18 protein-coding genes are annotated in these 23614 nt (G+C 71.6%); 11 read left to right on the top strand and 7 right to left on the bottom strand.

The window, feature by feature from the left end; translation table 11 throughout:
- Window positions 1-1386, top strand: coding sequence for a DUF1501 domain-containing protein (locus tag EOINJALH_RS15985; RefSeq protein ID WP_088281796.1), 1386 nt, complete (start codon window positions 1-3; stop codon window positions 1384-1386).
- A 28-nt stretch (window positions 1387-1414) separates the two neighbouring features.
- Here the strand turns inward: EOINJALH_RS15985 and EOINJALH_RS15980 are convergent, their stop codons facing one another.
- The 3 genes from EOINJALH_RS15980 to EOINJALH_RS15970 form a co-directional block, all read right to left on the bottom strand.
- Entirely contained in the window at window positions 1415-1819 is a 405-nt protein-coding gene (locus EOINJALH_RS15980) for a polyhydroxyalkanoate granule-associated phasin (protein WP_088281794.1), read from the bottom strand.
- Window positions 1820-1958: 139 nt separating this feature from the next.
- Window positions 1959-2810, bottom strand: coding sequence for a hypothetical protein (locus EOINJALH_RS15975; RefSeq protein ID WP_088281792.1), 852 nt, complete (start codon window positions 2808-2810; stop codon window positions 1959-1961).
- Between the two features lie 172 nt (window positions 2811-2982).
- On the bottom strand, window positions 2983-3504 hold the full coding sequence (locus tag EOINJALH_RS15970; protein ID WP_088281791.1) for a GNAT family N-acetyltransferase: 522 nt from the start codon (window positions 3502-3504) through the stop codon (window positions 2983-2985).
- 230 nt (window positions 3505-3734) lie between these two features.
- Here EOINJALH_RS15970 and EOINJALH_RS15965 point away from each other — a divergent pair, with 230 nt between their 5' ends.
- The 4 genes from EOINJALH_RS15965 to EOINJALH_RS15950 all read left to right on the top strand — a co-directional run bounded on the left by EOINJALH_RS15965 (window position 3735) and on the right by EOINJALH_RS15950 (window position 9848).
- Window positions 3735-5591, top strand: coding sequence for a tetratricopeptide repeat protein (locus tag EOINJALH_RS15965; RefSeq protein WP_088281789.1), 1857 nt, complete (start codon window positions 3735-3737; stop codon window positions 5589-5591).
- Window positions 5592-5609: 18 nt separating this feature from the next.
- Window positions 5610-7799 carry a type I secretion system permease/ATPase gene (locus tag EOINJALH_RS15960; RefSeq protein WP_088281787.1) on the top strand — a complete coding sequence of 730 codons (2190 nt, stop codon included), beginning with the start codon at window positions 5610-5612 and terminating at the stop codon, window positions 7797-7799.
- A 16-nt stretch (window positions 7800-7815) separates the two neighbouring features.
- Entirely contained in the window at window positions 7816-9039 is a 1224-nt protein-coding gene (locus EOINJALH_RS15955; RefSeq protein ID WP_088281786.1) for an HlyD family type I secretion periplasmic adaptor subunit, read from the top strand.
- Window positions 9040-9176: 137 nt separating this feature from the next.
- Window positions 9177-9848 (top strand): bifunctional 2-polyprenyl-6-hydroxyphenol methylase/3-demethylubiquinol 3-O-methyltransferase UbiG, encoded by a 672-nt coding sequence (locus EOINJALH_RS15950; protein ID WP_088281784.1) that lies wholly within the window; start codon window positions 9177-9179, stop codon window positions 9846-9848.
- A 64-nt stretch (window positions 9849-9912) separates the two neighbouring features.
- Here EOINJALH_RS15950 and EOINJALH_RS15945 read toward each other — a convergent pair whose 3' ends face one another.
- The 4 genes from EOINJALH_RS15945 to EOINJALH_RS15930 all read right to left on the bottom strand — a co-directional run bounded on the left by EOINJALH_RS15945 (window position 9913) and on the right by EOINJALH_RS15930 (window position 16276).
- The gene (locus EOINJALH_RS15945; protein ID WP_088281782.1) at window positions 9913-11205 is read right to left on the bottom strand and encodes a hypothetical protein; all 1293 of its coding nucleotides are present in this window, start codon (window positions 11203-11205) and stop codon (window positions 9913-9915) included.
- Window positions 11202-12803, bottom strand: a complete 1602-nt coding sequence (locus tag EOINJALH_RS15940; protein WP_088281780.1) for a S8 family serine peptidase — start codon at window positions 12801-12803, stop codon at window positions 11202-11204. The genes EOINJALH_RS15945 and EOINJALH_RS15940 overlap by 4 nt, the downstream gene beginning before the upstream one ends.
- Before the next feature lie 512 nt (window positions 12804-13315).
- A complete protein-coding gene (locus EOINJALH_RS15935) occupies window positions 13316-14449 on the bottom strand; it encodes a phosphatase PAP2 family protein (RefSeq protein ID WP_144290045.1) in 1134 nt (377 codons plus the stop codon).
- 27 nt (window positions 14450-14476) lie between these two features.
- Window positions 14477-16276 carry an adenylate/guanylate cyclase domain-containing protein gene (locus EOINJALH_RS15930; protein WP_158219787.1) on the bottom strand — a complete coding sequence of 600 codons (1800 nt, stop codon included), beginning with the start codon at window positions 16274-16276 and terminating at the stop codon, window positions 14477-14479.
- Between the two features lie 226 nt (window positions 16277-16502).
- On the opposite strand from EOINJALH_RS15930, the gene EOINJALH_RS15925 reads away from it, so the two are divergent.
- From EOINJALH_RS15925 to pseG, 6 genes are read left to right on the top strand one after another with little or no spacing between them, the layout of a single operon-like run.
- A complete protein-coding gene (locus EOINJALH_RS15925; RefSeq protein ID WP_158219786.1) occupies window positions 16503-17933 on the top strand; it encodes a TolC family protein in 1431 nt (476 codons plus the stop codon).
- The gene (locus EOINJALH_RS15920; protein WP_088281772.1) at window positions 17930-19645 is read left to right on the top strand and encodes a hypothetical protein; all 1716 of its coding nucleotides are present in this window, start codon (window positions 17930-17932) and stop codon (window positions 19643-19645) included. The genes EOINJALH_RS15925 and EOINJALH_RS15920 overlap by 4 nt, the downstream gene beginning before the upstream one ends.
- Before the next feature lie 4 nt (window positions 19646-19649).
- Window positions 19650-20660: a UDP-N-acetylglucosamine 4,6-dehydratase (inverting) gene (gene pseB, locus EOINJALH_RS15915; protein WP_088281770.1), complete on the top strand. Its 1011-nt coding sequence runs from the start codon at window positions 19650-19652 to the stop codon at window positions 20658-20660.
- A gap of 10 nt (window positions 20661-20670) precedes the next feature.
- Window positions 20671-21831, top strand: coding sequence for a UDP-4-amino-4,6-dideoxy-N-acetyl-beta-L-altrosamine transaminase (pseC, locus tag EOINJALH_RS15910; RefSeq protein WP_088281768.1), 1161 nt, complete (start codon window positions 20671-20673; stop codon window positions 21829-21831).
- 30 nt (window positions 21832-21861) lie between these two features.
- Window positions 21862-22572 carry a pseudaminic acid cytidylyltransferase gene (pseF, locus tag EOINJALH_RS15905; RefSeq protein WP_088281766.1) on the top strand — a complete coding sequence of 237 codons (711 nt, stop codon included), beginning with the start codon at window positions 21862-21864 and terminating at the stop codon, window positions 22570-22572.
- On the top strand, window positions 22563-23612 hold the full coding sequence (pseG, locus tag EOINJALH_RS15900) for a UDP-2,4-diacetamido-2,4,6-trideoxy-beta-L-altropyranose hydrolase (protein WP_088281764.1): 1050 nt from the start codon (window positions 22563-22565) through the stop codon (window positions 23610-23612). The genes pseF and pseG overlap by 10 nt, the downstream gene beginning before the upstream one ends.
- Window positions 23613-23614 lie beyond the last annotated feature (2 nt).

Here is a 23614-nt window from a genome sequence, read left to right as displayed (position 1 = left end):
ATGAGCCGGACCGACCCCACCGACCTGGCGCGCCGCGCCTTCCTGCGCCGCAGCGCCCTGGTGGGCGCGGCCGGTGCCGCAGCGCCCTGGGCATTGAACCTGTCGCTGATGGCCGACGCGGCGGCGGCCGGGGCCCCGGGCGACTACAAGGCCCTGGTGTGCGTCTTCCTGTACGGCGGCAACGACCAGGGCAACACGCTGGTGCCGGTGGATGCCGCTCACCATGCGAGCTATGCCGCCATCCGCACCGGCATCGCCACGCCGCTGGCCAGCCTGCAGGCCACGGCGCTGGCGCCCACGGTGCCGCTGCCCGACGGCCTGCAGTACGCGCTGGCGCCCGAGATGGCGCCGCTGAAGCCGCTGTGGGACGCCGGCGCGCTGGCGGTGCAGCTGAACGTCGGCCCGCTGATCCAGCCCACCACCGTGGCCCAGTACACCGCGCGCTCGGTGCCGCTGCCGCCCAAGCTGTTCTCGCACAACGACCAGCAGTCGATCTGGCAGTCCGACCTGCCCGAGGGCGCCACCTCGGGCTGGGGCGGGCGCATCGGCGACCTCATCCTGTCGGGCAACGGCAACAGCGTCTTCACCTGCGTGTCGGTCACCGGCAACGCGGTCTACCTGTCGGGCCGCAGCGCGGTGCAGTACCAGATCGGCCCCAATGGCGCGGTGGCCATCAACGGCATCGCCCGCTCGCTGTACGGCTCGTCCACCGCGCAGGCCGCGCTGCGCACGTTGATCACCCAGCCGCGGGCGCACCTGTTCGAGGACGAGATGTCGCGCATCACCCGCCGGTCGATCGACGCCGAGGCCACGGTGAGCGCCGCGCTGGCCTCGGTGCCCGCGCTGGCCACGCCGTTCGACGCGGCCAACCCGCTGGCGTCGCAGTTGAAGATGGTGGCCCGCCTGATCGCCGCGCGCGGCACGCTGGGCCTGTCGCGGCAGGTGTTCATGGTGTCGCTGGGCGGCTTCGACCTGCACGACGGGTTGCCCGAGAAGCACCCCGAGTTGCTGGCGCGGGTGGCCGGCGCGATGCGGTCCTTTCACGACGCCACGGTGGAACTGGGCGTGGCCGGCCAGGTCACCGCGTTCACCGCGTCGGACTTCGGCCGCACGCTCTCGTCCAACGGCGATGGGTCGGACCACGGCTGGGGCAGCCACCACATGGTGATGGGCGGTGCCGTCAAAGGCCGCCGCTTCTACGGCACGGCTCCCGCCGTGGCCGTGAACGGCCCCGACGATGTCGGCCAGGGCCGGCTGCTGCCCAGCACCTCGGTCGACCAGTTCGGGGCCACGCTGGCCACCTGGCTGGGCGTGGGTGCGGGTGACCTGGCGTTGGTGGTGCCGCGCATCGGCAACTTCGCGACGCGGAACCTCGGCTTCGTCTGACCCGGGGCGGCAGTGCGCCGCCGGCCGATCAGCGCAGGCGCGTGCGCGCCAGCCGCTTGGCGTTGGCCACGGCCTTGCGGTGCATCGGCGCGATGCCCTTGCCCAGCACGCCCATCGTGGCGTCGTGCATCTGCGTGGCCAGCGAGGTGGCCGAGTGCGGGCTCGCCGGGGTCCACAGCGATTGCATGAACGACGCCGCCAACTGGCCCTGCGCGTGCAGCGACTGCGTGGCCATCGCCTGCCAGGCCTCGGTGAACGCGGCCTGCTTTTCTTCCACCATCAACTGGAATTCCTTGCGGTCGCGCGCCGACACGTTGGGCCCGGCCATGGCCAGGCGCGTCATCCGGTGCACGACGACCTGCGGCACCGCCATGGCGAGTTCGGCGGCCTGGGACGTGACCGACTGGGACTTGCGGAGGCGGGGGGCGCGCATGGGACTTCCTTGATGGATGGCCATCGAGCGTACCCCACGCCATTTGCCGCAGTGACGCGCCAGGACAAAGCCGGGCCAATGAGCCGATGCGTCATCCTGGTGCATGGCCAGCCGGCGGTGCCGGGTGGGCCACAGGGGCTCAGAGCCGGCGCGCCGCCAGCGGCCCGTAGCGGTTCGAGCGCCCGTTCATGGCCCGGCGGTTGCCCGTGGCGGTGAAGGTCTCCTCGGTGGCGCCGCCGTCCAGCGGGTTCCAGCGGATGAAGACCACGTTGTTCGGCCGCAGTTGATACTGGCCGCTGCTCAGCGGCACGGCGGGTGGCGCGAAAGAGGTCACCGGACGCTTCTTGGTGTACTGCACGCGGCCGTCGGGGCCGAAGTGGTAGTAGTACTGGTTGCCGTCGCTCACGTCCCACCAGCCCATCGCCCAGTTCGACGTGGGGGTGGCGTCTGCGGCGGGGGCCTCCTGGAAGAAGCGCTCGAGATCGAGCCAGCCGATCAGGTTGCGGAAGTTGTAGGGCCCGTCGCCGGTGACGCGCTTGAGCACGTCGGTCTCGGCGGCCGGGTTGCGTGGCGACTTGAACAGCGTCTGGCCGGCGGCGGCGCGCACCAGGCGCCGGTCCGGGGTGAAGCCGATGGCCACGTCGACGTGCAGCCCGGTGCCACCCTTCGAGTGGTGCAGGATGTCGCCGATCTTGGGGTCGGCCTTGCCGTCGGCCGGCACCCAGGCGTGGCCCTTGTCGATCTTGACCAGCGAGTCCTCGAGCTTGAAGAAGCTTTCGATGCCGGTGATGCCCATCCGCCCCGCGTACCAGCCTGCGAAGCCGTTGCACGAGGTCATGATGCCGCCCTTCTTCCAGTTGGCGACCAGCGTCTCGTGCGAGGTGTTGGTGAGTTGCTGGAAGCGCGCGCCGTGGCGGCTCGACCAGACCTCGGTGCCCACCGGCAGTTCCCGGTCCAGAAGCGCCATGGCCTCTTCTCGCTTGGTTGCCATCGTCGATCTCCTCGGGCTGTGGCGGGTGTGAATCCGGCCGACACGGCGTCGGCACGGGAGTCCACTCTCGACGCGGCCCGCTGGAGCGTCAATCCCACGCACCGCGGCGGCGCAGGGGTGCGTCCGTCAACGGAAGGACGCAGCCGCGCGCGGCGTCGGGGGCCGCCTGCCGTCAGGCCGCCGCGCTGGCGCTCAGCACCAGAGCCATGTGCACCTTGGACCGGTAGCCCTCCGGCGTGAGGATGGCCATCGGCTCGACGCCGAAGGGCTGGAAGCCGCAGCGCTGGTACAGGCCGATGGCGGCACCGTTGCCCTGGGTGACGGTGAGCGTGACCAGCGTGAGGCCATCGCGCGCGCGTGCGCAGGCCAGGGCCGCGTCCATCAGCGCCCGGCCGCCGCCGCGGCCGCGGCAGGCGTCGTCGACGAACATGCCGATCAACAGGGCCTTGTGCCGCGTCTTCGGCTTGGCATTGAATTCCAGCGCCACGGTGCCGACCAGCGCGCCGCGGTCGAACGCGCCCAGCGCCACGCCCAGACCCTGCGGATCGGCGATGCGCCGCACCCAGTACGACAGCGGCTCGGCCGCGCGCTCGTCGGCGGTCGAGGTGAAGGCATCGGCCGCGGTGGTGTAGGCGCGCAGCATCAGCGCGCGATAGTCGGTCGCATCGGCGTCGGTCAGCGGGCGGATGTGCATGGGCTGGGCTCCCGGGGTGGCGGTCGCCATTCTGCGGCGCCTTCGCGTGCCGCCGACCGCCGGGGGTGGCCAGGCGGGCGTCGGCTCGTGCCATGTGCCGCCCGCCGGGCCCGAACAGCGCCCGTTTCGCCCCCCTTTGCGCCGGTTCTCCGCCCGCCCACCGCTTCTACGATGGGCACTCGCGCTCCGTGCGCCTTGCCCTTGCGCCGCAGTGGCGCCGAGAACCTGCCATGCCCGTCACGACCCTGCCTTCGGCCACGGCGCAGCCTGCGCAGCCCTCGCAGCCTGCCCAGCCCCCGCAGCCTGCGCTGGTGCACGCCCGCAGCGGCACCATGCCGCTGCCCGATCTGCTGGGCCATGCCCACCGGCTGCAGCAGGGCGGCGACACCGCCGCGGCCGAGGCGCTGTACGGCGCCTGGATCGAGCACACCGATTCGCCGCTGCGCCACGTGGCCTGCTTCAACCGCGGCACGCTGCTCAGCGCGCTGGGCCGGGCCGACGAGGCCGAGGCGGCCTACCGCCAGGCCATCGAGGCCCAGCCCTCGTTCCCGCATGCGCGGCTCAACCTGGGCAGCCTGCTCGAGCGGCGCGGCCAGCCCGAGGAGGCGCTCGACCAATGGCGCGCGGTGGCCGCCGACGCCGCCACGCCGCCCGACCTGAAGGTGCATGCGTTCAACAACCTGGGCCGTCTGCAGGAAACCCTGCGCCGCTTTCCCGAGGCCGAGGCCGCGCTGGCCGCCAGCCTGGCACTGAAGCCGCGCCAATTCGATGTCATTCAGCACCACGTGCACCTGCGCCAGAAGCAGTGCGCGTGGCCCACCTATACGGCGCTGCCGGGGGTGACGCCGAACATGCAACTCACCGGCACCTCGCTGCTGGCGATGATGGGCCTGTCCGACGACCCGGCGCTGCAGCTGCTGGCCGCGCAGCGCTTCGTGCACGAGCGGCTGCCCAAGCCGCCGGCCGAGCCGCTGCACGCGGCCATGCCGCCGCGCACCGGCCGCATCCGCGTGGGCTACCTGTCGGGCGACCTGCACATGCACGCCGTGGGCCTGCTGGTGCCCGAGCTGTTCGAACTGCACGACCGCAGCCGCTTCGAGGTCTGGGCCTTCTGCTGGGCGCCCGAGGGCCAGGACCCGCAGCGCCGCCGCCTGCTCGCCGCGGTGGACCACCACGTGCGCCTGGCCGGCGTCGATGACGAGACCGCCGCCAGGCTGATCGCCGAGGCCGGCATCGATGTGCTGGTCGACCTGCAGGGCCTGACCAACGGCGCGCGACCGGCCATCCTGGGCCACCGCGCCGCGCCGGTGCAGGTGAGCTACCTCGGCCTGCCGGGCACCTCGGCGCTGCCGGGGGTCGACTGGATCCTGGCCGACCGCTTCGTGATGCCGCCCGAGCTGGAGCCCTACTGCACCGAACAGCCGATCCACCTGCCGCACTGCTACCAGGTGAGCGACCGCCAGCGCATCGTCGGGCCGATGCCCACTCGCGCGGCCAACGGCCTGCCCGAGGACGGCTTCGTCTACTGCTCGTTCAACAACAACCACAAGTTCACCCACGAGGTGTTCCAGGGCTGGATGCGGGTGCTGCACCAGGTGCCTGGCAGCGTGCTGTGGCTGCTGGCCGACAACGACACCGCCCGCGAGAACATGCTGCGCGAGGCCGATGCCCAGGGCGTGGCGCGCGAGCGCCTGGTGTTCGCGCCGCGGGTGTCGCCGCCCGACTACCTGGCTCGCTTCCAGCTGGCCGACCTGATGCTCGACACCTTCCCGTTCAACGCCGGCACCACCGCCAGCGACGCGCTGTGGATGGGCCTGCCCATCCTCACCCGCGCCGGCCGCAGCTACATCTCGCGCATGGCCGGCAGCCTGCTCACCGCGGTGGGCCTGCCCGACCTCGTCACCGAATCGCAGGACGAGTACGAGCGCCAGGCCGTGCGCCTGGGCCGCCAGCCGCAGCGCGTGGCCTCGTACAAGCGCTACCTGGCCGAGCACGGCCGGCAGTCGCCGCTGTTCGACCTGCCGCAACTCGTGCGCGACATCGAGGCCGAGTTCGAACGGCTGGCGCTGGCCCATCGCGCAAACTGAGCGACCTTCCGGATCCCGATGAGCGACCGCAACCTCGACCACGACAGCCTGGCGCAAGCGCTGGCCTGGCTCAGCCGCCACCATGGCCGCGAGCGCACGGTCGAGGCGCTGCTGGCCGACGTGCCGGTGGACGGCGCACTGACGCCCGAGCAGGCGGTGCGTGCGCTGCGCGACGCCGGCTACGAATCGGCCCTGCTGGCGCGGCGGCTCGACCAGGTGCATGCGCTGCTGCTGCCCGCGGTGCTGCTGCTCGACGAGGGCGAGGCCTGCATCCTGGTGGCGCGGCGCCGCGACGGCGACGTGCCGGTGTGCGACATCGTGCTGCCCGGCGCGGTGGCCATCGAGCGCTGTCTGCCCGAGGTGGAACTGGTCGCACGCTGCCGCGGCGAGCTGCTGGTGGCGCACCCGCGCGTGGCGCAGGGCGCGCACGGCGATGGCCTGCGCGAACCCGGTGCCCACTGGCTGTGGGGCACCATGCGGCGCTTCCTGCCCTACTACCGCTCTGCCCTGCTGGCCGCGCTGCTGAGCAATGCGCTGATGCTGGTCACCGGCATCGTCACCGCGGTGGTCTACGACAAGGTCATCCCGCACCAGGCCATGACCACGCTGTGGGCGCTGGCCGCGGTGGGCGCGCTGGCGGTGCTGTTCGACCTGACGGCACGGCAACTGCGCACGCACCTGATCGACCTGGCCGGCCGCAAGGCCGACCTGCTAGTGGGCAGCACGCTGTTCCGCCAGAGCCTGGGCGTGCGCATGGAAAGCCGGCCCGGCTCGTCGGGCGCCTACGCGCACGTGCTGGGCCAGGTGGAGACGGTGCGCGAGTTCTTCTCGTCGGCCACGCTGGCGGCGGTCACCGACCTGCCTTTCGTGCTGGTCTTCGTGGCGATGACCTTCGTCATCGGCGGGCCACTGGGCTGGGTGCTGGTGATCACCATCCCGCTGGTGCTGGGGCTGGCCATGGCCATCCAGGGCTCGCTGCGCCGCGCGATGAGCGCCAACATGCGCCAGCATGCCGACCTGCACGGCGTGCTGGTCGAGGCGGTGGACGGCCTGGAGGACCTGAAGGCCGCCGGCGCGCAGGGCCGCTTCCTGCAGCACTTCGAGACCTCCAATGCCGCGGCCGCCGAATCGGCGCTGCGCTCGCGCCGCATCACCAGCTGGACGATCAACCTGTCGGCGGTGTCGCAGCAGATCGTCACGCTGCTGATGCTGGTGTGGGGCGTGCACCTGATCCAGGAAAAGGCCATCACCGGCGGCATGCTGATCGGCGCGGTGATGTTCGCCGGCCGCGCGCTGGGGCCGCTGTCGATGCTGGTGAGCCTGGGCATGCGCTACCAGGGTGCGCGCGCGGCGATGCGGGCGCTCGACGACGTGATGGCCCAGCCGGTTGAACGCGACCCCGCCCGCAACTACGTGCCGCAGCCGCGCATCCGCGGCCGGCTGTCGCTGCACGACCTGGGCTTTGCCTATCCGTCGCCCGCCGGCAAGGCCGCGCCGCAGGTGCTGCAGGGGCTGAACCTGCGCTTCGAGCCCGGCGAGCGGGTGGCCATCCTGGGCCGCATCGGCAGCGGCAAGTCCACCGTGCTGCGCCTGCTGGCGGGGCTGTACCTGCCCACCGCCGGCCGCGTGGAGGTGGACGGCATCGACCTGCGCCAGATCGACCCGGCCGACTACCGCGCCAAGGTGGGTTTCGTCGCGCAGGACCCGCGCCTCTTCCACGGCACGCTGCGCGACAACGTGCTGCTCGGCCGTTCGTCGGCCGACCCGGGCCGGCTCGACGAGATCGCCCGCCTCACCGGCCTGGCCCGGGTGGTGGACGCTCACCCGATGGGTTGGGACCTGCCGGTCGGCGAGGCCGGCACGCTGCTGTCCGGCGGCCAGCGCCAGCTGGTGGCGCTGACGCGCTGCCTGGTGACGCGGCCGCAGGTGATCCTGATGGACGAGCCCACCAGCTCGATGGACGCACAGTCGGAGGCCGCCTTCCTGCGCCAGCTGCACGCGGCCTGCGGCGACTGCACGCTGGTGATGGTGACGCACCGCCCGGCGGTGCTGGAACTGGTGCAGCGCGTGCTGGTGGTCGACCTCGGCCGCGTCGTGCTCGACGGCCCCAAGGCCGTGGTGCTGGCGGCGCTGTCGGGCCAGCGCCCGCCACCGCCCGGCGCGGCGGCCGTCCCGTCGGCCACCACCAGCCCGGAGGCGGTCGCCTAGCGCGCCCGACCCCGCGATGGCCTGGTTCACCCCCAAGGACGCGACGCTGCGGCGCAGCGACCTCGTGTTCGTCGACGCGGTGCAGGCCGCGCGCCAGGTCGAGGGCACGCCCGGCGCGTCCTGGGCCATCTACCTGATGCTGGCGCTGCTGGTGTCGGGCATCGGCTGGGCCTCGGTGGCGCAGGTGGACATGGTCAGCCGCGCCGATGCGCGCGTGGTGCCCGACGGCCGCGAGCAGGTCATCGCCAGCCTGGAAGGCGGGCTGCTGCGCGAGCTGATGGTGCGCGAGGGCCAGGCCGTCGAGGCCGGCCAGCCGCTGGCGCTGCTGGACCCGACGCGGGCGGAGGCGCAGCAGAACGAAGGCCAGGCCAAGCGCATGGCCCTGCGCGGCGCGATCGCGCGGTTGCAGGCCGAAGCCACCGGCCGCCCGCTGGTGTTCGGCCCGGCGCTCAAGGGCGCCTCGGCAGTGGTGGCCGGCGAGACAGAGTCCTACCAGGCACGGGCCCGCGCGCTGCAGGAGGCGGTGGCGATGAACCGTCGCAGCCTGGGCCTGCTCGAGCGCGAGCTGGCGATGGCCGAATCGATGTCGGCCAAGGGCCTGATGAGCGAGGTGGAGGTGATGCGCGTGCGCCGCCAGCTCAACGAACTGGAGCTGCAGACGCAGGAGCGCATCAACCGCTTCCGCCAGGACGCCAGTGCCGAACTGGTGCGGCTGCAGACCGAGCTGAGCCAGCTCGACGAACAGATGGTGGTGCGTCGTGATCTGGTCGAGCACACGGTGCTGAAGTCGCCGGTGCGCGGCCTGGTCAAACGCATCGCGGCCAACACCGTGGGCGGCGTCGTCGGGCCCGGCGCGGTGGTGATGGAGATCGTGCCGCTGGGCGACCGGGTGCTGGTCGAGGCGCGCATCCGCCCGGCCGACATCGGCTTCATCCAGGTGGGGCAGGGCGTCGAAATCAAGCTGTCGGCCTATGAATCCACCGTCTACGGCAGCCTGCACGGCACCATCCGCAGCATCAGCCCCGACGTGCTGGGCGACACCGAGCGCGGCGCCGCCGAGGCCACCTGGTACCGCGCGGTGGTGCAGGCCGATTCGGCCTCGCTGCAGGCCGGCGGCCGGCCGCTGGCGGTGCTGCCGGGCATGTCCGGCCAGGCCGAGATCCACACCGGCCAGCGCTCGGTGCTGAGCTACCTGCTGCGTCCGGTGCTCAAGTCGAAGGAAGCGTTCCGCGAGCGCTGACGGCTGCGCGGCCGGCGGTGGTGGCCGGCGCCGGAGATGGGCCGTGATCGCGCCCGCTTTCCACCGATCGCCCGGGCCGCCGCCGCGGTCTACTGCCTGCGCTGGCTGCGCTCGGCGCGGCCCTGGAGCGTGTCCCCATGATGAAGCAGACCCCCGCCCACAGCATCGTCAACGCCGACCTGCTGGCCCTGATCCCGCCCAACGCGCGGCGCGTCGTCGAGGTGGGCTGCATGCACGGCGCGATGGCCCGCGCCTACCGTGCCACCAACCCGGCGGCCGAGTACGTGGGCATCGACATCGACCCCGATTACGCCGCCGTGGCCGCCTCGGCCTGCACCGAGGCGCTGGCCGGCGACATCGAGACTTTCGGCGGCGCTGCCTTCGACAATCTCTTTCCGAGCGACTGCTGGATCTTCGGCGATTGCCTCGAGCACCTGCGCGACCCGTGGCGCCAGGTGGCCCGCATCCGCGAGGCCATCGACCCCGACGGCTGCCTGCTGGCCTGCATCCCCAATGCCCAGCACTGGAGCCTGCAGATGCGCCTGGCCAGCGGCCTGTTCCGCTACGAGGATTCGGGCCTGATGGACCGCACCCACCTGCGCTGGTTCACCCGGGTGACGATGATGGAGATGTTCCTGCAGGCCGGCTGGCGCATCGACCACGCCATCAGCCGCCAGTTGCCGGCCCAGCCGCCCGCGGGCCTGATGGACGCGATCCGCACGCTGGCCGCCGCCGGTGGCGTCGACCCCGAGCAGGCCGCAGTGGATGCCAACGCGTTCCAGTACGTGTTCCGGCTGAAGGCGAACTGAGAGCCCCGCCGGCACTCTGACCGTCCTGCCGAGCCAACTTTGGCCGGTGACGGTGACGGCTGATTCAAGGCTCGACCCGAACCAATGCAGATCGCGGTGGTGCACTGGCCTTGTTCTGCAACTGCAGGATCTGGCCGACCAGCGCGAGGGTCTGCATGCTCCGGTCCTTGGGTTTGGTGAGCGATGCCGGTGCGCCGAGTGAGTCGGCCCGCGGTATGGCATAGCGGGTACCCCAGTGATCGACCCAAACCGCGGCGGCTTCGGGCGCTGACCCGAAGCCGACGGGTCCTGCGGTGACAGTGAACAGTGTCGCCCGGCTGTCGTCACGGTCGCGGCGGACCGTGACTTTTCCACCGTTGCGCAGCACCTCGCCTAGGTAGTAGATCATGCTGTCGGGGGAGCGCATGACGAACTCGGCCGAGTACGCGGAGGGCCCGGTTTCGCTGGTGGTCTGGGCCGTGCGGCGGTCGACGGCGCCGGATTTGCGAATGACTTGCATGAGCGTCTCACGCTTGGTCGCGACATTGCTCGACCGGAGCTCTTGGGCACTGATTTGGGTCTTGTCGCTGTCAGCGGGCAGGCAGTTCTTTGGATCGGCTTCGCCAGCGCGAGGGACCAGCTTGAAGCGGCTGCCCGGTGCCAACTGAAGCGACATGACTTTGCCGTTCAGGCCCACCACGCCGGCCTGCATCGCTTCGGGTACCCCCGCCAAGGGTGCGTTCCAGAGCGGCGCCAGAGCGGGGCCGAACTTCGCCGGCTCGGGGCTGATGGCAAGGTCGCACGCGGTGATGTCGTCCACGGCCTCGGCGAAACGGTCCAGGTCATTCGGATCCCCGGGGTCGTTTCGGAATCGAAGGACGATCTCTTGCCCGGCGTCGGTCTTTCGGTACAGCCGAATCTCCTCCACCATCAGGTAGATCACGAGTTGCTTCGGCCAGCCCTGTTGAAGGTACAACTCCATCATGCCCAGGCGCACCGGCGTGGTGATGCCCTGGATGAATTCCTGGCTGTCCTGCGGCGAGACTTCCACCGTGATCAGGCCGCCTCCCACGCTGGTCTTGACCGAATTGCGGGTATAGCTCCCCACGTCGCCGAACGGGAAGGTGAACTCCCAGGGTGAGGAACTGGCCAGTGGCAGCTTGATGTACGGGATGCGGCTGAAGTGCAGCGGCTGCCGGTGTGCGGCCCGAACCACGTTGAGCAGCAGTTGCTGGTTCATCACCCGCTCTTGAACCAGGTTGGCATCGCCGTGGCGCTCGGCGATGTCGACCACGTTGGCACAGCCGGCCGACAAGGCCGCCGTGGCAGCGATCATCGCTCGGCGGCCCATGCTGGGCAGGCACTGGTGCGTCGTCATGGGGTGGGCGGGGTGGGCATGAAGCGGCCGTCGGCCTGCAGGGGATCGGCCAGGCCATCGATCAGGACCTGCCAGTCGCCGCGCTGCACCGGCTGGGGTGAGGCGACCATGGCGTTGAAGAGCTGTCGGGCGAGCGTGGGCGCCGCCACGCTGGTGCCCCGCATGCGCACGGTGTCGCCGCCTCGCACGGCGGCGGCGCGAACGCCCGGAAGCTGCGTGGACGCATCCGCCGCCGCCAGCACGTTGGGCGTGGGCAGTCCGGCGGCAAGCCGTGGTCCGCCGCGGGGCGGGCCCAGCGAGCTGTAGGGGGAAGGCCTGCGGCTGGCCTTCACCAGCGCGCCGGCCACCAACACGTGCTGCGCCGTGGCCAGTGTGTTCAAGGTGCCTTGGGCGGTGGGTGGCACCGGGTGCGTCGTGACACCTGCGCGGCCGACGCGCCAGCGCGGAAAGTCGTTCCAAGGTGGGTGCACGGGCTCGTCACGCTCGGCCCAGGCGTCTACAACGCACGGCTCAGTGCCCTCGTTGCAGATGCGCAGCGTCCAGGTGCCACAAGGCGCGTGGAGTTTGGGTTTGGGTGGCTGACCGTCGTCGGCGGACGCGGGCGACAAGGCCAGCAAGGCCATGGCATCGGCACCGCCCGGCACGGCTGCTTCGTGGATCAGCATGGCCACGGCGGGGTCGGTGGTGCGCGCACCACCGACCAGGCGGCTGGCGCAGCCAGTGAACAGCCGGTGGCTGGCCGGTCCGTCTGGCGCCACCGCCTGCAGGCTGAGCCGGTGCGGCTGGCCTTTCGGGTCCACCCGCGGATACCAACATTCGGCAAAGGAGTCGGTGCTGTCGAGGTGCGGGATGTGCAGCGCCAGCTCGACGGTCTGGCCCGGCGGCACCGAGGCGACGGCGTGGCAGTCGCTGAGTCGCGCATTGCCAGCGCCGACGACGATCGCGAAGTTGTTGGGGCGCAACTCCAGCAACTCGTCGAGCGCCGATTCGATCATCGAACTGCCGTCGTGCGGCCCGGCCTGCGTGCCCTGGCTGATCGAGATGACCAGGTCGCCATCGGCATCCACCAGGGTCATCAGCTGGCGCACACCGTCCAACAGGTGTGCGCCCAGCGCGCCGCCCGTGCCATCGGCCGCCGTGCGGCGGGGCAACTGCACGAAGGCCAAGGGTGCACTGGACGCGGCGTCGGGCGCGGCCCCGCGGTTCCATGGGTCGCGCCGGCCGCCCGCCACGTCCAGCACGTGGGTGCCGTGCATGGCCCGGCGCACGGGCCGGCCCACGCGGCCCTGGCGCAGCAGGTGCTGCAAAGCCTCGTAAGTGTGGATTTCATCGTCTGCCTGGCCCATGGCGGACGGCAGATGCAAGGTCAGCAGGCGGTCGATGTCGTCGTGCCACAGCACGCTGCCATATCCGAAGTGGGAGGCTGGCGACCAGTTCCGTCGGCCGTGGCGGCGCGCGATGCCCTGGTCCCAGAACTGCACAATGCGCGTGGCGCCGTGGTCATCGCGGAATGCCGGGTGCAGGAATGCGCAGCCGCTGTCGATGATGCCGATGAGCCGGTTGCGCTGGCTGTCCTGATCGGTCTGGCTGCGAGGCACGACGCGGTCGCGTACTGCCGTCGGCACATGAGATGTGACCCGGGTGGCGTTGTGTTCCCTGTCCGTGCCGACGACAGAGGGGTCCGGTCTGCCCACGGGCTGTGCCAGCTCCCACCGGGCGATGGCATCGATGCCGTGCAGCAGCCTAAGGTGCCGATGGCGGATCCGACCGGTGAAGAACCGTGTTCCGACCAGTGCGCCAGGCGCTGCCTGCCTGTAGGCGTTGGGGATGTAGAGCAGGTTCCGGATCTGGTCCGGTTTCGTCACCTCAGGGGCGCGCAACTTGCTCAACCCGGCGATAGCCTGAAGTGGGTGTGCAGCGGCCGAAGGGGTCAGCTCGGCCATGAAGGTGATCCAACTCCTGGCCAAGGTGGTCCGGCTGAACTGCGCCTGCGAGGTGTAGCCGCGCCATCGGCTGGCTTCGGCCCACTGCACGTATGGGTCCAGCGGCTGCTGCCGGTCGCGCGGCCAGTCGTGTGGGGCGGGGGAACTCCAGTTCACGGTGCCACCGCTCAGTTCAGCTGCAGGCGAGACAACTCGGCCTCGGCCGCGTCCCACAACAGCGTGAGCATCGGGCTGACGGTGGCGGTACCGGTTTGGGCGATGCCGGTGCTGCCCACGGCGGCGTCGGTGAGGGGGACATCGTCGTCGGGCAAGGCCTCGACCGTGGTCGTGTCGGCGTCGAACCGGCGCGTGGTGGGCACGGTGCCCTGGCGACCAGCCATCATTGACAGGACCTCGAAGGTGGTCTCGGCCACGCACCACCCCGCGCTGTTGTCCAGCGGGTAATGCAGCCCGGCGACCACCCGGTTGGCGGCAATGCGGCGAGCCGTGCGGTCGAGCGCGATGCCGACGGTGTCCACCCGTGCGACCGGGTTGGTGGTGAAGAAGACACTGCTGCTCAACAAGGCCCCCAGCAGTCGACTCGCCGTGAAGGCCGCGATGGCGTGTCCGCTGGGCATGGCGCCGTGGCCCGGCGTGGTCAGGCACGGCTGCACCAACGGCGAGAGGTCGGTCGGGCGAGGCACCGCCAGCGCCTGCTTGAACTGGTGACCGATGTGACTGGCCACGGCCTGCGCCACCGCCATCAGTTCTGCGGTGCGAGCGGCCTGTCCGGGCACCACGTGGGTCACGGCTGTCCAGAAAGGCCACAGGCCGTCGGCCTGCACCAGGATCTCGGCCAGCCGGTCGGGGCGCTCGTCGGCGCAATCGATCACGCGCATCAGCTGCGAGTTCAGCCGGTCGGGGCTCGGTGGCAACAGGCGAAGCAGTTCGAGCGCATTGCCGGTGATGCGGCCGTCGCTGGCCAGGTCTGGCACCAGCCACCAGGCGCCGTGCGCGAAGCGCAGCGCCTGCGTGACCTCGCGCGTGACTGCGCCTACCCTCACGCTGGAGGCCCACTGCCACAGCGTCGGCTGGCGCGTGCCGCGCATCTGCGTCCGCTCAGCGCGGTCGCTGGCGCGCACGATGGCCGCGCGGTGGCTCAGCAAGGCCTGCGCGACCAGACCGTTGGGATGCGACTCGGTGGGCTCGGCGCTGTTGCTCCGGCCGGGCATCGGATCGTGCGCGCTGCCCGGCATCGGGTCGAGACTCGAACCTGGATGGGGGTCGATCAGCACACCTCGTATGTTGGCGTTCAGGTCCACGGCGAAGGTCCTCTCTCGGCTGGGTGTCTAGTCGGGCATGCCGGCCATCTGCAAGGCGTCCACATAGCGCGGCATGTGCGGGGAGTGGCGGCCCGGGTAGTGCTGCCGGTAGCTGCGCAGCGTGCTGCGCGGCTCGGCGGCCAGCAGCTTCTGGATGGCCGCGCGCGCATCGACCACGCGGTTGCTGAACACCAGCGCCAGTGCCAGCGTCCGGTAGGTGCTGGACAGGCAGGCATTGCGTTGCAGCGCACTTTCGCTGGCGGCGACGGCTTCGTCGTAGCGGCCGGCGGCGAGCATGGCCATCGACAGGTAGGCATCCATCAGGAAGCGCGACGGGTCCAGCGGCGACAGCTCGATGGCGCGCTGGGCGGCGGCCACGGCCAGCTCGCCCTCGTCGCAGTAGGCATGCAGCCCCGACAACAGGTACCAGGCGGCGGGCTCGTGCGGATCGCTCTGCAGCGCCCGGCCATAGCCAAGGCGCGCCTCGTCGAGGTCGCCGCCGGTGTGCACCGCAGTCTGTGCATCGACGCTGAGCGCATAGGCGTGGTCGGGGTCCAGCTGCAGCGCGCGGCGCGCCGCGGCGCGCGCCTCCATGGCCTGGGTGCCGCGATCCTGCGACCAGCCCTGCGCCATGCACAGCACGTGCCACTTGGCCAATACGGCATGGGGCGATGCGGCGCGCGGCGCGCGTTCGCTCAGTTGCTCCAGCAGGGCGCGCGAGCGCGTGAAGTCGCTCGTGCTGAGGCGGTTCATCAGCGTCGTTCCGCCCAGGTACAGCGAATAGGTGTCGAGAGTGGGCAGCGGCAAGGCATGGGCACAGCGCTGCTCGTGCAGTGCCACGGCGCGCGCGACTGCCGCGATCACGTCTGGCACGAAGCTCGCATCGCCGGCAAAGTACTCATCGAGGAACAGCCGGTGTTCGCCTTCCCACAATTGGCTGCGGCGGCGCACGTCGTGCAGTTCGACATGCACCTCGATCTGCCGCCCCATTGTGCGGAAACGACCGCACACCAGGTGAGTGGCACCCAACGACTCGCTCAGTGCTGACCAGTGCAGCGCTCGCTGTCGCAGCGCGGCCGTGCTCAGCCGAGACTGGACCGTCCAGTCCCGGCGCTTGGAGAAAGCCGAGATCAGGCCATCGGCCAGCGCATCGCCGATCGACTGTTGCCCGGCCGCTGTCGTGGCGCCATCGGCGGCGTCGAACGGCACCACGGCCATCACCAGGCGGGTCGGGTCGTCCAGGGTCGGCGGCGCCAGGTCCCGGGTGCCACCCAGGGTTCGGACCGGGCGCACACGGCAGCAACGGACCGGCTGGTCCACATGCTTCAGGAAGCAGTCGCCCAGGTCGACGAACTCGGCGTCGAGGCCCGGGGTGAGGGTGTCGCGCACCTCCACCGAGGCGACACAGCCGCCCGGTTCGGCCAGCGCGGCCAGCCGTGCGGCCAGGTTCACCGAGTTGCCGAACCAGTCGAATTCGGTCGGCACGACCTCGCCCAGGTGAACGCCGCAGCGCAGCCAGATGACCCGGTCGGCCGGGCGATCCGAGTTGAACGGTGCCAGCAGCGGCTGCAATGCCAGTCCGCAGGCCACGGCATCGTCAGCGCTCTCGAAGCCGAGCAGCATGCCGTCGCCCAGGCTCTTCACCATCACGCCGCGGTAGTGCGGCAGTTCGGCGCTCACCAGGCGCATGAAGCGACTCCAGCGTTCGATGACGTCTTCAGGGTGCTCGCGGATCAGGCGAACCGATTCGACGATATCGGCCACCAGCAGCGCCCGGCGCACCCAGCACATGCCGGGCATCACCGCGGGACGGTTTCCTCCGCTCACCTCGCTGGACATCGTGATCGTTGTTGTTGGACTGGACGACCCCATTCTTGTGGATGTGCCAAGCCCCTGACAAGGTATGCGGAGTCCGGGTGAACCCAGGGCCCGTTCTGAGGGACGGAGGCCGCGCGGCTCGAAAGCCCTTCGGCACAGCCGCGCCGGGATTGAGCCCGAAAAGCGCCGGCTTTCCGGCGATTGCCTCGCAGGTCGCGGCGGTCTACTGGGTGCCGTGTCCCGCTCCGCCTTCCGCGTCCTCGTCCCGTCCCGCGCCGTGCCTCGGCTGGCGCGCTGGCGCCAGTGCCTGCCCGCGGCGCTGGCGGGCTGGCTGGCCGGGGCGATGCTGCTGCCGGCGATGGCCAGTTGCGTCGACGACGACGCGGCCGTCCAGCGTGCGGCCTTGCCCGGCCTGGCCGAGGCGGCGCCGGCGCTGGTCGAGGGCGGCCGCGCCGCCCTGCGCACGCTGGTGCAATCGGCCCTGGCGCGCAGCGCCGCGGTGGGCGCGGCCCGGCTCAATGCCGAGGCGGCCGACCAGGACACCGACGAAGCCCGCGCCGCGCGCCGTCCGCAGGCCAGTGCCAACGCCAGCGTGGGGCCGACGCTGTCGCGCGCCGAGGGCGTCACCGACAGTGCCGCAGCGCGCGCCGCCGGCTCGCTGAGCCTGAGCCAGCTCATCAGCGACGGCGGCCGCACCGACCGCCTCGTCGACTTCCGCGAACGCCTGGCCGACGCCGCCCGCCTGGGCCTTCTGGGCAGCCAGGAGCAGACCGTCGTCGACACCGTGTCGCAGGCGCTGGAGCGCAGCCGCTTCCGCGTGCAGGCGCAGGTTCAGGGCCAGCATGTGCGGCAGATGGGCTGCCTGGTGCAGTCGCTCGAACAGATCGTGGCCACCGACCGCGGCCGCGCCAGCGAACTGGTGCAGGCGCGCAAGGGCCTGCAGCAGGCCGAGCTGACGCTGGCGTCGACGCAGTCGCAACTGCGCCAGGCCGAGCAGCGGCTGCGCCGACTGGTCGGCGACCCGCTGCCCGACGGGCCGTCACCCGACGCGGCCCTGGCCGCGCTGCCGCAGGCCGTGCCCGCGCTGGCGCAGGTGCAGGCCGAGGCCGAGCGCGCACCCGCCATCGCCGCGCTCGACGCGCAGGCCGACGCCGCGCGCGAACTGGCCCGCTCGGTCGAGGCCTCGACCCGGCCGCAGCTCAGCTGGACGGTCTCGGCCAGCACCCACACCGCGCTGGGCGGCACCGCCCCCGGCGGCCTGGGCCGGTCGGTGTCGGCCGGGCTGTTGCTGAACGTGCCGCTGCTGGCGCCTGGCGCCACCGCGGCCACCGATGCCGCGCGCAAGCGCGCCGAATCGGCCCGCCTGTCGCGCGACGACGCGCTGCAGTCGCGCCGCAGCCGCATCGCCGAACTGCACGAGCAGGCCGGGAACGCAATCGACCGCGCCCACCGCGTCGCCGCCGTGCTGGGCGACAGCGAGCGCGTGCGCCAGGCCACCCGCGCGCAGTGGCAGCAGCTGGGCCGCCGTTCGCTGTTCGACGTGATGGCCGCCGAGGGCGAGCACCACGGCCTGCGCCAGGCGCAGGTGGACGCCACGCACGATGCGGTGCAACTGAACGCGCTGCTGCTGTCGCTGGGCCGCGGCCTGCAGGACTTTCTGAAATGACGGTCGACGCCCTGGTCGTCCTGCAGCGCAGCGACGTCGATCACCTGGCCGCGCATGCGGAACGCTACGCCGACACGCCACTGTTGTTCGTCGACCCCGGCATCCTCGATGCCGCCCTGCAGGCCGGTCTCAAGCACTACGAACTGCGACGGCTCGACGTCGGCCGCGACATCTCGGCGCTGGCCTTTGCCGAGGCGATGACCCTGGCCGCGTCGATCGACCTGGCGCTGACGCGCGAACGCCATGCGCTGTGGGGCGACGGCGCCTTCCACGGCTGGGACCAGACGGTGCTGTACCTGACGCTGCAGCGCGCCTTCACGATGCGGCTGATCGGCCGCGCCATCGAGCGCGCCTTTCCCGAGCCGCGCCTGGGCCTGCTGCGGCCGGACAACGCGGCGCTGTTCAACTGGGATTCGATGCTCAGCACCGAGGTGGTGGGCGCCGACCGCGAGCGCTGGCAGGTGGTCGACCGCTATGCCAGTGGCCGCTACTGGAACCCGGCCCTGTTCGAGCTGTGCTTCGACTTCGACGGCGTGCGCGCCCGTGCCGAGGCCGGTGACGCGCAGGCACTGACGCACATCCCCACCTGCTTCTACGACGCGGGCCGCTTCGAGGCCGCCATCGCGGCGGCCTTCGAGCGCAACATCGACCTGCCCGGCGCCTACTGCGACGTGCCGGTGCGCCGCGGCCCCGGCCTGCTGCTGCAGCGCCTGGCCGACGCCGGCGGCGCGGCGGCCGACGCCAGCGTGGCGGTCTACCGCGAGCGGGCGCGCCAGGTGCTCATCGACCACCTCGCGCCGCTGGTGCCGTCGGCGCATGCGCTGGCGCGGCAGGTCGAGGTGTTCGCGCAGCGCTGCCACCAGCAGGCGGCCAACTTCCTGGGCCTGCGCGAGGCGCTGGCCGGCCAGCGGCCGTACGTGGTGCTGGCCGACCACGACATCGGCTGCAACGGCCCGCTGTTCTCGCTGGCCGCAGCGCTGGAGGCACCGGTCACGGTGCTGCCGCACTCGGCCTACCCGACCACGCGCATGCCGCACGCGCAGCGCGTGACGGTGGTCGAGCGCGATGGCCTGGCCGTGCCGGTGTGCACCGTGCTGGGCCAGCCGGTGGCCGTTCGCCCGGTGCGCTTCCGCGGCACGGTCGAGGTGCCGCCACGCCCGGCGCTGCGCCGGGTCTGCCTGCTGCTCAACACCATGCTGGCCGAGGGCCTGTCCTACGTCGAGCTGTTCGCGCTGATCGGCTTCCACAAGGCGCTGTCGGCGCTGTGCGAACGGCACGACCGCGACCTGGTGGTGCGCCTGAAGCCCAGCACGCCGGCGCTGTCGGTGGTGGCCTCGGCACTGGGCCGGCCGGTGGGCGATTTCATGCGCACGATGCAGGCGCCGATCGAGGCCGTGGCACAGGACAGCGACCTGTGCATCGCCTTCGGCGAGCCCACCAGCGGCACCATCGCCTTCTTCGACGCCGGCAGCCACGTGGTGCACGTCAGCGAGCAGGACTGGCCCACCGACTACGTGATCACCACGCCACTGAAGGGCACGCTGATGCCCTCGATGCGCTGCGCCGAGGCGCTGGCCGACCTCGAACACCTCTTCACCGATCCCGCCGCCTGGGGCCAGCGCCATCAGGCGCAGGCCGCGGCCTACGCCGCGCGTCGCCGCGGCGCGCACGACACCCTGTTTCCCGATCCACTTCCCCTCGCAGGAGCATGACGCCATGCTGAACAACAAGTCCATCCTCATCACCGGCGGTACCGGTTCGTTCGGCCGCGCCTTCGTGCACACCGTGCTGTCGCGCTGGCCCGGCGTCAAGCGCCTGGTGATCTATTCGCGCGACGAGCTCAAGCAGTTCGAGATGCAGCAGGAACTGGCCGGCCGCGCCCACCCGGGCCTGCGTTTCTTCATCGGCGACATCCGCGACCCGGCCCGCCTGACCCGCGCGCTGGAAGGCATCGACATCGTCGTGCATGCCGCGGCGCTGAAGCAGGTGCCCACCGCCGAGTACAACCCCTTCGAGTGCATCAAGACCAACGTGCTGGGCGCGCAGAACCTCATCGAGGCCTGCCTGGACAGCAAGGTGCAGCGCGTGGTGGCGCTGTCCACCGACAAGGCCGCCGCGCCGATCAACCTGTACGGCGCCACCAAGCTGTGCTCGGACAAGCTGTTCGTCGCCGGCAACAACATCAAGGGCAGCCGCGACCTGCGCTTCTCGGTGGTGCGCTACGGCAACGTGATGGGCAGCCGCGGCTCGGTGATCCCGTTCTTCGCCGAGAAGCGCGCCTCGGGCGTGCTGCCCATCACCCACCCGCTGATGACGCGCTTCAACATCAGCCTGCAGGAGGGCGTGGACATGGTGCTGTGGTCGATCGAGCACGCCTGGGGCGGCGAGATCCTGGTGCCCAAGATCCCGTCCTACCGCATCACCGACGTGGCCAGCGCCATCGCCCCCGAGGCCGAGCAGAAGGTGATCGGCATCCGCCCCGGCGAGAAGATCCACGAGGAGATGATCACCGCCAGCGACAGCCCCAACACGGTGGACCTGGGCCCCTACTACGCCATCCTGCCCAGCGGTGCCGAGTACACGCTGGCCGACTACTGCGCCCGCACCGGCGCCACGCAGGTGGCCCCCGGCTTCTCGTACGACAGCGGCAGCAATGCCGACTTCCTCAGCGTGCCGCAGCTGCGCGAGATGATCTCGCAGCAGGTCAAGTCGGTGCATTCGCACTGAGAGGCCGGCCGTGGCCTTCATCCCCTACAGCCGGCAGCAGGTCAGCGAAGAGGACATCGCCGCGGTCGTGGCGGTGCTGCGATCGGACTTCCTGACGCAGGGCCCCGAGCTGCCGCGCTTCGAGGCTGCCTTCGCGCAGCGCCACCAGGTGGCGCACGCGGTGGCGGTGACCAACGCCACCGCCGCGCTGCACCTGGCCTGCCTGGCGCTGGGCGTGGGGCCGGGCACGCGGGTGTGGACCAGCCCGAACAGCTTCCTGGCCTCGGCCAACTGCGCGCTGTATTGCGGCGCGCAGGTCGACTTCGTCGACATCGACCCGCGCACCCGCAACCTGTCGGTGCCCGCGCTGCGCGCCCGGCTCGAGGCGGCGGCCACGCTGGGCGCACTGCCCAGGGTGGTGATCCCGGTGGACTTCGGCGGCTTGCCCTGCGACCTGCCCGAGATCCGCGCGCTGGCCGACGAGTTCGGCTTTGCGGTGCTGGAAGACGCCTCGCACGCCACCGGCGCTCGGCTGCACGGCCGCCCGGTGGGCAGCGCCTGGGCCGATGCCTCGGTGTTCAGCTTCCATGCGGTGAAGATCGTCACCACCGGCGAAGGCGGCATGGTCACCACGCCCGACGCGGCACTGGCCGAGCGCCTGCGCCTGCTGCGCTCGCACGGCATGGTGCGCGACGCCGCGCAGCTGCGGTCGCCGCCCGAAGGCCCCTGGGTCTACGAGCAGCACCTGCTGGGCTGGAACTGCCGCATGACCGAGCTGCAGGCCGCGCTGGGCCTGTCGCAAATGCAGCACCTCGACACCGCGCACGCCCGTCGGGCGGCGCTGGCCGAACGTTACGACGGCCTGCTGGCCGCGCTGCCGCTGATCCGCCCGGCGCGGCTGGCCGACCGCGTGTCGGCCTGGCACCTGTACCCGGTGGAGGTGGACGGTGCGCGCACCGATCGCACGCGGGCCGAGGTGTTTGCCGCGCTGCGCGCCGCCGACATCGGCGTCAACGTGCACTACATCCCCATCCACACCCAGCCCTACTATCGCGAACTGGGCTTCCGGCCGGGCGACTTTCCGGCGGCCGAGGCCTACGCGGCGCGCACGCTGTCGCTGCCGCTGTTTCCGCAGATGACGCACGACGAGCAGGACCGCGTGGTCGAGGTGTTGCAGCAGGTGCTGCGCTGAGGCTGGCGAAGCCCTGAATCGGAGCAGGCCATGAGACTGGCAGTGATCCCCGCGCGGGGCGGCAGCAAGCGCATCCCGCGCAAGAACATCAAGCCCTTCGCGGGGCGGCCAATGATCCACCACGCCATCGCCGGCGCGCGCGCCGCGGGGGTGTTCGACCGCATCGTCGTCTCCACCGACGACGCTGAGATCGCCGCGCTGTCTGCGGCGGCAGGGGCCGAGGTGCCGTTCATGCGCCCACCCGAACTGGCCGACGACCACGCCGGCACGGTGGAGGTGATCGCCCACGCCATCGAGACGCTGGCCGCGCAGGGCTGGCAGGCCGCGCAGGTGTGCTGCATCTACCCCGGTGTGCCGATGCTCGAGGCGGACGATCTGCGCCAGGCGCTGGCCCTGCTGGACGCTGGCGGCTGCGACTATGTGTTCCCGGTGGCGGCCTTCCCGGCGGCGGTGCAGCGGGCCTTGCGCCGCGATGCGCAGGGCCGCACCAGCGCCATGCACCCCGAGCACACGATGAGCCGCTCGCAGGATCTCGAGCCGGCCTACTTCGACGCCGGCCAGTTCTACTGGGGCGCGGCGGCCGCGTGGTGCGCTGGCAGGCACCCGCACCAGCAGGCCCGCAGCATCGTGCTGCCGCTGTGGCGGGTGGCCGACATCGACACCCCCGACGACTGGGCTCGCGCCGAGGCGCTGTACCAGGCCCTGCACAGCGCCCGCAGCGGGGCCGCGCCATGCGCGTGATGGTGCGTGCCGACGCGAGCACCGCGCTCGGCTGGGGCCATGTGAAGCGCTGCCTGGCACTGGCGCAGGCGCTGCGCGACCGCGGCGCCGACGTTCGCTTCGTCTCGTCGCCAGGCGACCTGGACGTACCGGCGATGGTGGCCGCTGCCGGCTTCGGCGGCCGCTGCCTGCGCCCGACCGGTGACGATGCCGCCGACACGCTGGCCGCGTTGGGCGACTGGGCCGTGGACGCGGTGGTGGTCGACCATTACCGGCTGGCCGCCGACTGGCACCAGCGCGTGCGCGCGGCCACCGGCGCCTGCCTCGCGGTGATCGACGACCTGGCCGACCGGCCGCTGGCGCCCGACCTGCTGATCGACCACAACCCCGCGCCCGACCATGCCGCCAAGTACCGCGCCGTGCTGCAGTGCGAGGCCGAGCTGTGCGGCGGCCCGCGCTGGGCGCTGCTCGACGCGGTGTACGCCGACCATGCCCGCCACCGCCTGCAGCCGCGGGTGCGCAGCCTGGGTGTGTTCATGGGCGGCACCGATGCCGATGACGTGTCGTCCTGGGCCGTGTGGGCCTGTCGCCACGAGGCTGGCTGGTCCGGTCCGATCGAGATCGCCAGCACCTCGGGCAACCCCAGCCTTGGCGCGCTGCAGGCCTTGAGTGCCGCCGATGCCGGCGTCACGCTGCTGCTCGACCAGCCGAACCTGGCCGACTTCCATGTGCGGCACGACCTGCAGATCGGCGCCGGTGGCGGTGCCACCTGGGAGCGCTGCTGCCTCGGCGTGCCGGCCATCGTGCTGGTGTGTGCCGACAACCAGCGGCACAGCGTGCCCTGGCTGGCCGAGGCCGGTGCGGCGCTCACCGGCGACGCCATCGGCCGCACCCCAGCCCAGGCCACGGCACTGGCGGCGATGGTGCGCCAGCTGATCGACTCGGCCGCCGCCCGCGAGACCCTGCACCGCGGCGCGTTGGCCTTGGTGGACGGGCAGGGCGCCCGCCGCGTGGCCGACCGTCTGCTGGCCCGCGCGGGCCGGCGGGTGTGCGAGGCCTGACA

The sequence above is a fragment of the Ideonella sp. A 288 genome, assembly GCF_002198735.1.
Taxonomy (GTDB): Bacteria; Pseudomonadota; Gammaproteobacteria; order Burkholderiales; family Burkholderiaceae_C; genus Pseudaquabacterium.
Note: the sequence above shows the minus strand (reverse complement) of the source record. Positions and strands in the feature narration are given on the sequence as shown.

Excerpts from the sequence above, each read along its gene's own strand:
- EOINJALH_RS15985 (WP_088281796.1), top strand. The coding sequence starts at position 1 with ATGAGCCGGACCGACCCCACCGACCTGGCGCGCCGCGCCTTCCTGCGC.
- EOINJALH_RS15980 (WP_088281794.1), bottom strand. The coding sequence starts at position 1,819 with ATGCGCGCCCCCCGCCTCCGCAAGTCCCAGTCGGTCACGTCCCAGGCC.
- EOINJALH_RS15975 (WP_088281792.1), bottom strand. The coding sequence starts at position 2,810 with ATGGCAACCAAGCGAGAAGAGGCCATGGCGCTTCTGGACCGGGAACTG.
- EOINJALH_RS15970 (WP_088281791.1), bottom strand. The coding sequence starts at position 3,504 with ATGCACATCCGCCCGCTGACCGACGCCGATGCGACCGACTATCGCGCG.
- EOINJALH_RS15965 (WP_088281789.1), top strand. The coding sequence starts at position 3,735 with ATGCCCGTCACGACCCTGCCTTCGGCCACGGCGCAGCCTGCGCAGCCC.
- EOINJALH_RS15960 (WP_088281787.1), top strand. The coding sequence starts at position 5,610 with ATGAGCGACCGCAACCTCGACCACGACAGCCTGGCGCAAGCGCTGGCC.
- EOINJALH_RS15955 (WP_088281786.1), top strand. The coding sequence starts at position 7,816 with ATGGCCTGGTTCACCCCCAAGGACGCGACGCTGCGGCGCAGCGACCTC.
- EOINJALH_RS15950 (WP_088281784.1), top strand. The coding sequence starts at position 9,177 with ATGATGAAGCAGACCCCCGCCCACAGCATCGTCAACGCCGACCTGCTG.
- EOINJALH_RS15945 (WP_088281782.1), bottom strand. The coding sequence starts at position 11,205 with ATGACGACGCACCAGTGCCTGCCCAGCATGGGCCGCCGAGCGATGATC.
- EOINJALH_RS15920 (WP_088281772.1), top strand. The coding sequence starts at position 17,930 with ATGACGGTCGACGCCCTGGTCGTCCTGCAGCGCAGCGACGTCGATCAC.
- pseB (WP_088281770.1), top strand. The coding sequence starts at position 19,650 with ATGCTGAACAACAAGTCCATCCTCATCACCGGCGGTACCGGTTCGTTC.
- pseF (WP_088281766.1), top strand. The coding sequence starts at position 21,862 with ATGAGACTGGCAGTGATCCCCGCGCGGGGCGGCAGCAAGCGCATCCCG.
- pseG (WP_088281764.1), top strand. The coding sequence starts at position 22,563 with ATGCGCGTGATGGTGCGTGCCGACGCGAGCACCGCGCTCGGCTGGGGC.